14 protein-coding genes are annotated in these 13,561 nt (G+C 47.8%); 1 reads left to right on the top strand and 13 read right to left on the bottom strand.

Features of this window, described 5'->3' with window-relative positions:
- Positions 1-34: 34 nt before the first annotated feature.
- From ACFSVM_RS15500 to ACFSVM_RS15475, 6 genes are all read right to left on the bottom strand, one after another.
- Positions 35-1,339, bottom strand: coding sequence for an ABC transporter permease (locus ACFSVM_RS15500; protein ID WP_379263222.1), 1,305 nt, complete (start codon positions 1,337-1,339; stop codon positions 35-37).
- The gene (locus ACFSVM_RS15495) at positions 1,332-2,234 is read right to left on the bottom strand and encodes an ABC transporter ATP-binding protein (RefSeq protein ID WP_076314764.1); all 903 of its coding nucleotides are present in this window, start codon (positions 2,232-2,234) and stop codon (positions 1,332-1,334) included. Before ACFSVM_RS15495 ends, ACFSVM_RS15500 begins: the two co-directional genes overlap by 8 nt.
- Complete coding sequence (locus tag ACFSVM_RS15490) at positions 2,231-3,154, bottom strand: ATP-binding cassette domain-containing protein (RefSeq protein ID WP_090725685.1); 924 nt, start codon at positions 3,152-3,154, stop codon at positions 2,231-2,233. The genes ACFSVM_RS15495 and ACFSVM_RS15490 overlap by 4 nt, the downstream gene beginning before the upstream one ends.
- Entirely contained in the window at positions 3,151-3,558 is a 408-nt protein-coding gene (locus tag ACFSVM_RS15485; protein WP_090725686.1) for a GntR family transcriptional regulator, read from the bottom strand. The genes ACFSVM_RS15490 and ACFSVM_RS15485 overlap by 4 nt, the downstream gene beginning before the upstream one ends.
- A gap of 73 nt (positions 3,559-3,631) precedes the next feature.
- The gene (locus ACFSVM_RS15480; protein WP_076314767.1) at positions 3,632-4,351 is read right to left on the bottom strand and encodes an ABC-2 transporter permease; all 720 of its coding nucleotides are present in this window, start codon (positions 4,349-4,351) and stop codon (positions 3,632-3,634) included.
- Between the two features lie 157 nt (positions 4,352-4,508).
- A complete protein-coding gene (locus ACFSVM_RS15475) occupies positions 4,509-5,396 on the bottom strand; it encodes a LysR family transcriptional regulator (RefSeq protein ID WP_090725687.1) in 888 nt (295 codons plus the stop codon).
- A gap of 117 nt (positions 5,397-5,513) precedes the next feature.
- On the opposite strand from ACFSVM_RS15475, the gene ACFSVM_RS15470 reads away from it, so the two are divergent.
- The gene (locus ACFSVM_RS15470) at positions 5,514-6,557 is read left to right on the top strand and encodes an aspartate-semialdehyde dehydrogenase (protein ID WP_090725689.1); all 1,044 of its coding nucleotides are present in this window, start codon (positions 5,514-5,516) and stop codon (positions 6,555-6,557) included.
- Between the two features lie 149 nt (positions 6,558-6,706).
- Here the strand turns inward: ACFSVM_RS15470 and ACFSVM_RS15465 are convergent, their stop codons facing one another.
- From ACFSVM_RS15465 to map, 7 genes are all read right to left on the bottom strand, one after another.
- Positions 6,707-7,171 carry a DUF420 domain-containing protein gene (locus ACFSVM_RS15465; RefSeq protein ID WP_090725690.1) on the bottom strand — a complete coding sequence of 155 codons (465 nt, stop codon included), beginning with the start codon at positions 7,169-7,171 and terminating at the stop codon, positions 6,707-6,709.
- 78 nt (positions 7,172-7,249) lie between these two features.
- Entirely contained in the window at positions 7,250-8,158 is a 909-nt protein-coding gene (gene ctaG, locus ACFSVM_RS15460; RefSeq protein ID WP_379263217.1) for a cytochrome c oxidase assembly factor CtaG, read from the bottom strand.
- 101 nt (positions 8,159-8,259) lie between these two features.
- Positions 8,260-8,586, bottom strand: a complete 327-nt coding sequence (locus tag ACFSVM_RS15455; protein ID WP_047911494.1) for a cytochrome C oxidase subunit IV family protein — start codon at positions 8,584-8,586, stop codon at positions 8,260-8,262.
- Positions 8,587-8,589: 3 nt separating this feature from the next.
- Entirely contained in the window at positions 8,590-9,216 is a 627-nt protein-coding gene (locus ACFSVM_RS15450; RefSeq protein ID WP_047911493.1) for a cytochrome (ubi)quinol oxidase subunit III, read from the bottom strand.
- Positions 9,213-11,063 carry a cytochrome c oxidase subunit I gene (ctaD, locus tag ACFSVM_RS15445; protein ID WP_379263423.1) on the bottom strand — a complete coding sequence of 617 codons (1,851 nt, stop codon included), beginning with the start codon at positions 11,061-11,063 and terminating at the stop codon, positions 9,213-9,215. The genes ACFSVM_RS15450 and ctaD overlap by 4 nt, the downstream gene beginning before the upstream one ends.
- Before the next feature lie 56 nt (positions 11,064-11,119).
- Positions 11,120-12,184: a cytochrome c oxidase subunit II gene (gene coxB, locus ACFSVM_RS15440; protein ID WP_076314773.1), complete on the bottom strand. Its 1,065-nt coding sequence runs from the start codon at positions 12,182-12,184 to the stop codon at positions 11,120-11,122.
- Between the two features lie 538 nt (positions 12,185-12,722).
- The gene (gene map / locus ACFSVM_RS15435; protein WP_076314774.1) at positions 12,723-13,472 is read right to left on the bottom strand and encodes a type I methionyl aminopeptidase; all 750 of its coding nucleotides are present in this window, start codon (positions 13,470-13,472) and stop codon (positions 12,723-12,725) included.
- Between the last annotated feature and the right edge of the window lie 89 nt (positions 13,473-13,561).

Raw genomic sequence — 13,561 nt, 5'->3', positions numbered from 1 at the left:
AAATTAATTAATAAATAAATACCTTTTAATCCTGTTAAATCTTATATGCCTTCATCGCTTTTCTAAGCTCCTTGATGCTTGGGCGTTTGCCATACATCAGCACCCCTGTGCGATAGATCTTAGCCGACAACCAGCCGAACACCAGAATCGACGCAACCAACAGGATGAGCGACACCCAGATTTCCCATACCGCAATTTCTCCCATACCGATACGAAGAATCATCACCGTTGGAGAAGTAAACGGAACGAAGCTTGAGATTTGCACGAGCAGGCTGTTCGGCGTACTAAGGCTGAAGATTCCGATATAAAAAGCAACTAAGGACAGCATCGTCATTGGAGTCAGCGCCTGACCCAGCTCTTCGGTACGGCTGACAATGGAACCAATGGCCGCGAACAGAACCGCATACAGGAAGAAGCCCAGGATATAGAATAAGAATCCATAGATCAGTACATCCAGATTCATGGTAGACAAGTCGATATCAATACTGCGAAGCAGCTCGATATTGTGCGGCAGCATCAGGTTTCCGAAGATCACAAGCCCAAAGATTCCGATCTGCGTCAGGCTGAGCAGGAAGATCCCGATGATCTTGCCAAACATTTGAGTCAGCGGCGATACGCTCGTAATGAGAATTTCCATAATCCGCGAGCTCTTCTCTGCCGTAATTTCAGATGCAATCATATTCCCGGTCATAATAATGGAGAAGAAGAACAAAATCATAAGAACATACACAAAAACATAATCAACAGCTGCACTCTCTGCATCTGCTCCCGCACCAGCAGCATCCTGTTCCACGCTTACCTCCTGAACATCAACGACAGCCGGTACGCTGATCGCCTCAATCTGCTCAGGACTAAGCGCATCTTGTACGATCGATTTGATCTTTGCATTTTGCAGTCCGGTTTGAATAGTTGTCATTACTGCCGGGGACGGATTCGCATCCTCTGCATAATAGGTAGCCATTGGTGTTGTACCGTCTCCTGCAGCATGCAGCTCAACATATCCCTCGATTACTTCATCTGCCAGGTCCGTCTTCAGCTCTGGTGCATCCGCTTGCTCATAGGATATGAAGCGGAGAGCCGGAACCTGCTGACTTGCTACAAACTCCTCAAGCGCCTGAGCGGACTCCTGCTGCTCACCTACAACAAGCCCAATAGCCGGGATATCGGCGGGAGCATTACCACCACTCTCTCCGTCATTGCCTGCAAACATATCGATTACATAAGGAATATTCATGCCGATGGTCATCAGTATAGCCAGAACCAATGTCGTTATTTTGAATGCCTTCGTCTTGGCCTTCTGCTTGTAAGTAAAACCAATAATCGTCCCGAGTTTATTCATGTCCGGTTCCTACCTCCTTGATAAAGATTTGGTTAAGCGTAGGTTCTTTGATCTCAAAATGCTCGACCGTCGATTCCTGGAGTGCTTTTTGCAGAATCAGCTGAGCCGCATCCAGAGAAGAGATTGTGATCAGATATCCTTTATCCATCGCTTCTACACGAGTGACACCTGCAATCTTCTCAAGTCCATTCAATCTATCGGTTGTTACAAGACGTACATGCTCGCGCGGATACCGTGATTTGACCTCCTGTATATTCCCCTGCACGACCGTATTCGAACGATGGAGAATCGTTATATTCTTACACAGCTCCTCCACATGCTCCATCCGGTGAGTTGAGAACAGAATCGAGGTGCCTTGATCTCGAAGCTCCTTGACCGTCGCTTTGAGCAGCTCAACGTTAACCGGATCGAGTCCACTGAACGCTTCATCGAGGATCAATATTTGCGGATTATGCACGACAGCAGCGATAAAGCCCATCTTCTGCTGATTCCCCTTGGACAGCTCTTCGATCCGTTTATCGTAGTACTCGGGGACTTCGAACCGCTCCAGCCAGTATCGCAGGCTCTGATCCGCGTCCTTCGCATTCATACCGCGCAGCCTGCCCAGATAGTTAATCTGCTCACTGACCTTGACCTTTGGATACATTCCGCGCTCTTCGGGCAGATAACCCATCATATGCTGCAATTCAGGACTGTATTTTTTCCCGTTGTACAAAATCTCTCCGCCGTCCGGGTAGATTAGCCCCAGCACCATGCGCATCGTTGTTGTCTTCCCCGCACCATTGGCGCCAAGCAGGCCGTATATTTCTCCTTCGCCTACTTTAAGTGTTACGCCGTTAACCGCCGTCTTGTCTCCATACTGCTTCATTACTTGGCTCAGTTCTAATCGATTCATCGTATCTTCTCCCCCTTTTTCGTCTCCCAGCCTGCCGGACCGTATCCTTCAATCCAATAAGCCAATATCTCATCCAGCTCTAGAATTCGGGCCTTCACTGGCGTTATGCCAGACTCGGATAGAATCTCCATGACGTCTCTCGTATGTGTTGTTACAATTCGCCGGATACTCCCGGTTTCCTCTGACCAATCCACGATCCCCGGCAGATGCGCCGGCTTGATATCGCCCTCGTACCAAATTTCTCTCCAGCTGTCTAGAAGCAGATCTTTCTCCACCATCCCGAGGGTGTGCCCTCGATGCATGAGGATAATATAGTCAGCAAGCCGCCGGATTTCGTCAAGGATGTGAGTTGCAATGATGACGGTCGTATTCCCTAGATCCATATAACGCTGGAGTTCTGTTATCATCTGCTTCCAAGAGAAGGGATCGAGTCCTGAAGAAGGTTCATCCAGAATGAGCAGCCTAGGCTGTGCTGCCAGCGCTGCTGCGATTTCATACTTCCTGCGCTCCCCCTTCGACATCTTCTTCAGTTTCGACTTGAGAGGAACCTCGAACTTACTCAGCAGCTCTTCAAACAAGCCCTGATTCCAATTGGGATACCAATAGGCCCGAAATTCAGCCGCTTCCATCGCCGTCATATGATCTTCATCCAGAATGGATTTCTCTGTTACCGAACTGATCTTCTCCCGAAGCTCTGGTGGGAGCTCGCCTTCCACTTCACTTCCGTACCAGAGAATCCTTCCCGAATCAGGCATGACAATCTTCTGCAGCATATTCAGCAGCGTGCTCTTGCCTGATCCGTTATGTCCGACAAGGGCATATATATAGCCCTCAGCCAGCTCCATATTAATGGGTCCGATCGTTTTCTCTTTTCGGGATTTATATACCTCTTGCATTGTTATTACGGGAGCTTCTGTCATGACTGCTTCTCCTCCTTACCATCGTAGACCTCACGGAGCACCTCGCTAAACCATGCGGTCAGCTCTTCCTTGGTACTGCCAACGGAGATGCCAACCTTGGCTGCCTGAACAAGCGCATCCTTGACTGCCGTCAGCTTGAACTCATTTCGCTCCTTCATTCCGACTTCAGCTACGAAAGTACCCGTGCCTTGTTTTGTACGAAGAAGCCCTTCATTCTCCAAATCCTGATACACTCTTCGTACCGTAATTACACTGCAGCTAAGACTACCTGCAAATTCACGAATGGACGGCAATAGCGTTCCCTCCTTAACCTGACCGGATATTATTAGTGAACGCAGCTGACTCTCAATTTGATGGTACAAGGGCTCCGCACTGTTCTCATTAATTTGAATGGGTATATTCACAGGATGCGCACCCCCTCAGCCTGTATAGATTCATTCTCGATTGTTCTCATTTGTTCGTCTCCGTCCTGCTCTCTTAACTCAAATCCCTTATTAACAATTGTCTGCGAGTCAACTTGAAGCTGATCGTAAGACTGGCTGCAGCGATAAGCAGCATCCCCCACATTATCGGCGATAATAAACCATAATCAGCACTTTGCTGAAGTGTAATTTTAATCAAATTCTGGTCGAACATCGCAGCTAGCAATGATACGAGCAGAGTGAATAGCATCAGAGCCATGGTTTGAACAAAATATCGCTTGCCGCTGCAATTAAATTCCCAGTAGAAGTAGATCGAGTTAATGAACAGCCCATACCCAATCCACATGATTGTGAACGCCAGGACCCCCGATAGTCCAAATTGCTCTCCTCGAAGAGCTGCTACATAGATCAAGCTGAAGAATGCAATCCCGTTAATTACAAAAGTGATCAGCATTTGAATGATACGATTCAAGAGAAGGGCATCCACAGGAACAGGAATCCGTCTCATATAAGCAAGCATTTGTGTATATGAATCTTCCTGTAAATAACGAAAGGACCTTCTTGAGAAGAAAAAGCCTAAGAATGGAACAAATATAAGAAAAAAGTTATCCCCCATTAACGTATAGCCTTTATCCTTCAGTGCTTCATGCATGGAGGCGCCGCACATAATTGCCGCATACGCTGTGAACAACAGAGTCCAGATCCATTGAAGCCAATCTCGCCCCAATTCCTGCCTCGTCATCCACCAAGCTTGCTTCCTTACTTTCGAACTCATGCTGTATATCCCCCTCACCATTCCAGGTGTGATTACTGTATATATCTTTATACACACTATACAAACTAAACTCATACCAAGTCAATCTCTTTTTGTAAAAAAAGAATGTGACCGCCTTCTGCGTCACATTCTTTACATTTTGTGTATGGCATCATATTCATACCTCTCTCACAGGCACAGCAAACTCCCTCCGCAGCACATCAACAAATGCACTTTGAACAGGTGACTGCCACCTGCTTCCATGATAATAAGCCTGGCTGTATATCTTTGTCGGCATTTGGATCTCCCGATAGATAAGCTGCCCCTTTGCTTCAGCTTCCTTCACAACCATATGCGGCAGTATAGCTATGCCTAATTGAGCCATAACCGATTGTTTAATCACCTCGATGCTCGAGCTCTCCAATGTGCGTTCAGGAGCAGCTCCATTTTGCATGAGCACCCTATGGACCAGCTTGCGGTAGCTGCACTCTGGCTCTGTATATATAAAGGGATATTGCTGCAGCAATTGATAATAACTTTGGTCTGCGTGACCCTCAGGGAGAATCCAGCCAAATTCCTCCTGACGAAGCAATATGGTCACCATTTCATCATATTCCAGCTGCTCTCCAATTCGAAAAACAATGTCTGTCTCGCCTTCTCTCAGCCTTTGCAGCTCATTAACACCAGATGAAGCTTCAATGGTAATATTCACCTTCGGATACTGTTCCCTGAACTTCTTGAGTATCCCAGGCAGTAGATATACAGCAACCGATTCATTCGCTGTAATGCTAAGGCTTCCGGTCACTTCGTGCTTCTCTCTGGATATTTCCTTCGCCTTCTCATAGATGGCAAGCAGCTCTATGGCATATTGATGAAATCGTTCCCCCGGCTCGGTCAGGATCGTCTTCTTGCCAAGACGGTCAAACAGACGCAAGCTCAAATCCTGCTCCAGGGACTGAATATGCATCGTAACGGTGGATTGCGCATAGCTAAGTGCTTCTGCCGCTTTGGAGAAGCCTCCGTGCTTCACTACAGCACAAAATGTTTTGACATGCTTGATATCCATGGCGGTGCTCCTTTATATCATCCTTTGCGAACAACCTTATCGGATCTTCTGATGATCATTATACCACCTGCTGTATTACAATGAATGAATTCAAGATGTGAGGAGGACCATTAATCCATGAAAAAAACAGAGTACCATGTGGCAATCGTCGGCGCTACCGGAGCTGTCGGAACTAAAATTAAGGAACTGCTTGAACAAGACACACATTTTGCAATCGGTCAATTGAAGCTGCTCTCCTCTCGGAGATCTGCAGGCACACTCATCTCGTTTCGAGATGAACAAATCCCGTGTGAAGAGCTGACAGCGTCCAGCTTTGAAGATGTAGATATCGCCTTTTTCAGCGCAGGTGGCGAAGTGTCAAGGCAATTCGTGCCTATTGCGGTGAGAAGCGGGGCGATCGTTATAGATAATACAAGTGAATTCCGTATGCATAAGGAAGTGCCGTTAGTGGTTCCCGAGGTCAATCCACATGTGCTGCAGACCCACCAAGGCATCGTATCCGTACCGAACTGCTCTGCCCTGCAAATGGTCACTGCTCTTACACCTATACACCACACTTACGGTCTCGAACGTATTATCGTCTCCACCTATCAGGCCGTATCGGGTTCAGGTGTCGGGGCCATAACGGAGCTGCTGTCCCAAGCGCAATCCTCTCTTCAAGGAGAACCCGCTCAAGCTAACCTGCTGCCTGCCAAAAAAGATAAAAAGCATTATCCGATAGCATTCAACGTCCTGCCCCAGGTCGATGTATTTACAGAGAATGACTATAGCTTCGAAGAGCAGAAGATGATGGATGAAACGAAAAAAATCATGGAGCTGCCCTTCTTGAAAATGGCTGCAACCTGTGTTCGCGTTCCTGTCGTCACTGGCCATTCCGAATCTGTATACATTGAGTTGGCAGCTCCTGCGTCCGTGAGTGAAATTCGTGAGCTGCTGTCCCAATCACCTGGTGTTGTCGTACAGGATAACCCCTCAGAGCAGCTATACCCCACGCCGCTAACTGCAGCAGGCAGCCCTGATGTATTCGTCGGCCGAATCCGCAAGGACCCGGATATTCCTAATGCATTCCATCTGTGGATCGTTTCTGATAACCTGCTCAAAGGCGCTGCGTGGAATTCACTGCAAATCGCCCACAGCCTGATGGAACAGGACCTTATCTGATTTTAAGCTATTGTCTTTGCTTATAGAAAAGGCCTGCCAACCACGTGTTCATGTGGTTGGCAGGCCTTTATATTACAAGTTTAAATCTTCTCAAAAAGTTTAACCTGATAAATGCTATAAGCTATGAATATTTAACCTTGTGAATCGTATTAAGTACCTATAATGACTTCCCACACAGGCTTGGTATGACCGCCCGGATACATCACGTAGAGAAGCGTATAGACGACAACCCCCGTAATGGCTGTAAAAAACCATACCATCGAGGTCACTCTCCCCAGCTTGCGATGCTTCGCATATTTCTCCTTGAAGCCCCAGACCAGGGTTGTAATCCCGAATACGGCAGCCACGGTTGCCAAAATGATATGAAAAATTAAAAACACTTGGTAGAACAGTTTCAAATCATCAGGCCCACCCCAGGAGGTATTACCAACAATAAAGGTACGGGATGAGTAGATGATAAAAAACAGGATCGCTGCCCAAGCTCCGGCAATCATCATCTTCTTATGCGCCTCTCGTTTACCCTTTACGATGAGATACCAGCCAATCCCTACCAGCACTGCGCTGATCACTATAAAGGCCGTGCTTAGCGTTGGCAGTAAGAAATCCAAGTCCATGTCTTTTCCCCCTCGAGTCTTCACCTGCTTGTAGTCGTTCCTTGAATGCTTTAGTGAATCAATCTTCCCTATAGACCTTTATGCTTCAGTTCTACCTGGTACTTGTAAGGGAATATTCTCGTCATCCTCCTGACTTTCCTTCCGATACCACTGAAAGAACACGTATGCCAGCATCACACCAAATATCAGCTCCTGAATCATCTTCATCACAATGCCGCCGACCTGCTGATCCTGCTGTGCGGTTGACAGAAAATTGAAGAACGAAGGGCCGCCGATACCCTGCAGCCGAAGCTGTGTCTCAGGTGATACGCAGTATCCCATGGCTGCCACCCAGGCATTGGGATTGCTGTAGGTCTCATAGATGGACTCTGAGGCGAAGATGATCAGACCGCAAGCAGGCGTAAGCAGCACCATGTTGAGAAAGATATAGCCGATCTTGTGTAATCCTGACCCCCTGTCCCGCTCCGGTATCGGATGGACAAGTGATCCCCACATCAGCATGGCAGTAATGAATAAGACGATATAATACAGCCGGTGCACGGTGAAATGAAGCATGACATAATCATGAATCACCGGAATGTGATAGAAGGAGAACAGTCCATTAAACAGCAGTGCCGCAACGATCGGATGGCCTAGAAACGAGAACCACCGAACAGGACGATAATCCAGCACTTTGCGCCAGACCCATGCCGGGATCCCTCTCATAATGAGAGGTGGAGCCGCAATATAGGATAAAGCCATGCTGAGCATATGGAAGGTAAACATCGTGTGGCCAAACAAGCTGATCGGCCCGCCCTGTGCCATATACAAAATGAACATCCCGCATAGAAACATCCCTTTTTGCCGTGTCGTTGCCTTCTCACTTCCTCTTGCCTTCTCGGCAATCGGACCAATCACAACAAAATACAGTGCAGTCATCATCATCATAAAAGCCAAAAACAGCGGGCTCCACAGATCATTAAAGCTGAAATATTGTAGACCGAGCATGCTTCTCCTCCTCCTGCCCTGCTCCACGTAGATGAATGGTAATGATTGTCTTTATGAAAATTCGAAAAGGCGGCGAAAGATTCGCCGCCTTCTTGCCTTACTTACCACCACATCCACAATAAGGCGGTAATAATGGCCGTAAAGGCCACGAAGAATCCGAATGCCATAAAGATGAGCGGGATCAGATGCCCTTTGTCCTTCATATGCATCCAATATGCCATCTGAATAATGACCTGAAGCACAGCCATGACCAGCAAAATAATAATCGTAAACGTATTATTCACACCGCCGGCGGCCACTGCAGCAAATGCAATTAGCGTAAGCGCGATCGAGAATATAAAGGCAACAATATGCTTCTCCGGTCCCTCCGGACGATGGCGATGCTTAACACCTTCCGCGCCCGAGCTAGATTGACCATTACCCGCCATGGATTAAACCACCTTCCCAAGCAGATATACGACCGTAAAGATGAAGACCCAGACCACATCGATAAAGTGCCAGTAGATCGCCGACACATAAATCTTCGGTGCGGTTACGACCGTTAATCCTTTTTTGTACAGCTGTCCAATGAGAAGTCCGATCCAGCCTAGACCGAAGGCAACGTGCGCCCCGTGAAAGCCGACCAGCGTGTAGAACGCCGAACTGAATGCGCTCGTTGTCATACCAAATTCTTTATGAACAACATATTCGTAGAACTCATAAATTTCGATACCGAGAAAGACGAGTCCTAGCAAAATAGTAACGCCGAGCCAGCTAATGAGCGCTTTGACGTTATGCTTATGCATCGCCTGAATCGCAAATACGCTCGTCAAGCTGCTTACCAGCAGAGTGAAGGTTGCCGCTGCAACCAAGGGAAGATGAAACAGATCATTTGCTGTTGGTCCATCCAGTGTCTGGTTGCGAAGCGCAAGGAAGGTCGCGAATAGCGTACCGAACAGAACCGCTTCTCCACCCATGAACAGCCAGAAGCCAAGAATCTTGTTGCGGCCCTCTAGCGTTGCTTTTTCCGGTTCATGAGGCAGCTGACCATTTACAGCTTCTGCGTGTGGGTTTGTCATGCTTTTGCCCCCTTATCTTCCAGTTCCTCAGGCTCGATATGCCATCCATGGTCGTCATAAAGGGAACGAACGATCATACATCCGAAGGTAATCCCCAGACCAATAATGACAACTATATAGTTATTGAACATAAAATTCATAAATGCATTGCCGAAGTCATCATTCGTAAACATCAGACCGAGACCCGCGATGAATATCCCTACGGACATTAGAAACGGTAATATGGTCGCCGAAGGCATATGAATCGGTCCGACCGGCTCAGCCGGAGTCATCTCTGAATGGCCAGCCATCTTCTCTTTCCAGTAAGCATCAATTCCGCGTACAAGCGGAGTCTGTTTAAAGTTATATTCTGGCGGCGGAGAAGGAATCGTCCATTCCAGTGTACGTCCATCCTCCCAAGGATCGTTGCCAGCATCAGCAGGCTTCAATGAAGTCTTAACGATATTTACCAGGAATAAAATGACGCCTACACCCATCATGAGTGCACCAACCGTACTGATCAGGTTCAGCATGTCAAAGCCTTGATTCGGTGCATAGGTTGCAACCCGGCGCTGCATCCCCATCAGACCGAGGAAGTGCTGAACGAAGAACGTAAGATGGAAGCCGATAATGAAGATCCAGAACGTAATCTTGCCCAGTCCCTCTGCGAGTACACGACCGAACATCTTCGGCCACCAGTAGTGCAGACCGGAGAACAGTCCGAGGACAAGACCACCCACAATGACGTAGTGAAAGTGCGCGACGACAAAATATGTATCATGGAACTGAAAGTCTGCCGGTGCAGAGGCGAGCATGACGCCGGTTACCCCGCCCATGACAAAGGTAGGAACAAAGCCGATCGCGTACAGATTTGCAGACGTGAACCGGATTTGTCCGCCCCACATTGTAAACAGCCAGTTAAAGATCTTGATCCCCGTAGGTACCGCAATCAGCATTGTAGAGATCGAGAACAGGGCATTCGCTACCGTCCCCATTCCTGTCGTGAACATGTGATGCGCCCAAACCATGAAGCCAAGGAACGCAATCAGAATCGTTGCAAATACCATGGAGCTGTAACCGAACAATCTCTTTCTGGAGAAGGTCGGGATGACTTCGGAAATGATTCCGAATGCCGGCAGAATCAGGATATATACTTCAGGGTGACCGAAGATCCAGAAAATATGCTGCCATAATACCGGGTTACCTCCACCTGCAACATCGAAGAAGTTAGCTCCGAGAATTCGGTCAAAGGTTAGTAGAACAAGACCCACCGTAATGGCTGGGAAAGCAAACAGAATAATGGCGGATGTTATAAATGTCGTCCAGGCAAACATCGGCATTCTCATAAAAGACATCCCGGGTGCACGCATCGTAATAATCGTAGCAAGGAAGTTGATGCCCCCGATCAGCGTACCAAGACCTGCAATCTGGAGACCGATGGTGTAGAAATCGACACCGTGTGTGCTGCTGTACTCCGTGCTTGAGAGCGGGACATAGGATGTCCAACCTGCGTCCGGAGCACCACCCATCAACCAGCTCAGATTAAGCAGCAATCCTCCGAACAGAAAGGTCCAGAAGCCGAGCGAGTTCAGAAAAGGAAACGCAACGTCCCTTGCCCCAATCTGCAGTGGAAGCACCGCATTCATCAGTGCGAATATGATCGGCATAACGCCGAGGAAGATCATTGTCGTTCCATGCATTGTAATCATTTCATTAAATGTCTGGGTAGTCATCATACCATTGTAAGGAATAATTAATTGAAGACGAATCAGAATGGCTTCAATCCCACCGATCCCGAAGAACAAGCCTCCTGCCGCCAAGTAAAGAATCGCGATTTTTTTGTGGTCAACGGTCGTCAGCCAATCCATAATTCCCGTATACCGTTTAACCGTATGAGCGTGAGCCAAGTTCAAGTACCTCCTTCTCAATCCGCACTGTTCGTTTCATAATCCAGCTTGTAATCGGCCAAATACTCGGCTATTGCATCGACCTCTTCAGTGGTCAGTCCAAGCTCCGCCGGAGACGGCATCTCATTGCCCGGTTTGATAGCCTGCGGATCATGAAGCCATTCTTTGAGGTTCTCCTCTACAGGTGCACCCTCCTGACCTTCACGTTCATTCAGAAGCATGCTCGCAATGGATTCCCTGCCGCCGATTCCTGTAAGATTCGGACCTAGCGGACCGCCTTGATCGCCCACAGCATGGCAGCTCAGACAAGCAGACTTGAATTTCTCGGCAAGCTGCTCATCTTCAGGCAGAACAGCCGGCGCCTGCATCGCAGTCACCCAATTATCAAACTCCTCTTGGCTGACAGCCTTAACCTTGAATTCCATATATGCATGGGATGGTCCGCACAGCTCGGCGCACTTCCCGCGGTAAACGCCTTCATTCGGTGCAGAGAAGTGGAATTTATTCAAGGTTCCGTCAAAGTTCGTGTCAATCTTACCTGCCAGGGACGGTACCCAGAAGGAGTGAATTACATCATTACTTTCAAGTACAAATGAAATCGTCTTATCGGTTGGAATAATGAGGTCTTGTGCGGTCGTCACACCGAGATCAGGATAGCTGAATTCCCACCAGTACTGGTGAGCTGTCACTTTAACCTGAAGGGCGTTTTCGTCTTTGGTGTAGTCCTTGCCTAAAGCGGAGAGCTGCTGAACGGTTGGAACAGCCAATATAATGACAAGCACGAGAGGAATGACGGTCCATATAATCTCCAGCTTGTGATTACCTTCCACTTGTTCAGGAATTTCATTCTGTCCTGGCCTCCGCCGGAACTTGATCAATACAAAGGCCGCAATCGCAAACACCACAAGGAGTACGACGACCATGATCGTTATGGCAAGCTTCATTAGATCAAGCTGCCCTTGTGCTACGGGACCCTGCGGTCTCAATACAGACAAATCCTCACGGCCGCAAGCGGACAATAACAATGAGAATGCTGCCAGCAATGGGAGGATTCTTTTTCCGTGCCGCCACCTTTTCATCACCTATCTACCCCACTTTTCCCAATTTCGCTGATTACCATCTGGTTCCAAAAAGCGAGTATTCTACCTGCTCTAGTACCTTTGTTGTAATCCTGTAAATTAATACAATCACTTATTAAATATAAGTCGACCCCCTGTTTTTGTCAATCTTTAGACACATGTTCACAAATTGTTCAAAAAGTCCTAGAAACCGCGCCATTATTATGTTTGTTAACGATTTCACGACTGAATAATAGCGCAATATTCCATTGTTTTCTTCCAAATTACGGATAATACGGGAGCTTTCGAGCAAGTTTGGCAGATTACTGATTTATGTAGTTTAGTGCAAATAATTTGCTGGCAACACTAGCAATCTATTTATAGAATGCATCTCTCTTTTTTGCCATCTCAGCATATGAAATGCCATCTCATTTCTAATTCCATCCATCATTTACCACAAAAGAAAACCCGATCCTATGCAGAAGCGGGTTACTAGGAAGCCAGAAGTATCTTATTGAAAATCTCGGATAAATTACCAGACAGAATAAGCTGTTGTTTCAACTCAAACGGTTAGCAGCAGAGGGCCGTCCTTTGTAATGGCTACCGTATGCTCATACTGGGCTCCGATGCTGCCATCCGCAGAACGGATCGTCCAGCCGTCCTCTTCCCAGTAAACGGCACCTGTCGGCCCCATGGTTAGAACAGGCTCTACTGTGATAACCATCCCCTCTTCAAGCCGGATGCCTTGACCGGGCTTGCCATAAGGGAAAATGTCTGGCTGCTCATGCATGATGCGGCCAATGCCATGTCCGACAAGCGGCTTGACGATCCCGTAGCGCCAAGGCTTCACGCATTTTTCGATGGCGTAACCGATATCTCCTACCGTCTTGCCCGGCAGCGCTGCGGCAATCCCTTGATGCATTGCCTTTTCCGTCCGTTTCAGAAATCTCTCGGTCTTGGCATCGGTCTTCCCTACCGCATAAGTCCATGCGGAATCCGCCAGCCAGCCATCCTTGTTGACTACCATATCAATGGTTACTACATCTCCATTGACTAATGCTGTATCGGAAGGGAAGCCATGACATACAATTTCATTCACTGATGCGCATATCGCATAGGGATAGCCTTTATACCCCTTCTGTTCCGGCGTTGCGCCCTGTTCGGCAAGGAAGTCCTCAACAAAGCTATCAATCGCTTGAGTTGTTATTCCTGGCGTAAGCATGGATTCGATCTTTTGATGACAAGCCTTCAGTATTCTCCCTGCCTCCCGCATGTACCCGATTTCCTCTTTTGTCTTCAGGATCACAGACATCTACAGGTCAGCCCCTTCCCGTTGTGGCGCTAACTCTATGTATATGCATACTCCCGCGCAAAAAAAACCGCCTCTCCTGCATCCATTCA

The sequence above is a fragment of the Paenibacillus shunpengii genome (assembly GCF_042684905.1).
Taxonomy (GTDB): domain Bacteria; phylum Bacillota; class Bacilli; order Paenibacillales; family Paenibacillaceae; genus Paenibacillus; species Paenibacillus shunpengii.
Note: the sequence above shows the minus strand (reverse complement) of the source record. Positions and strands in the feature narration are given on the sequence as shown.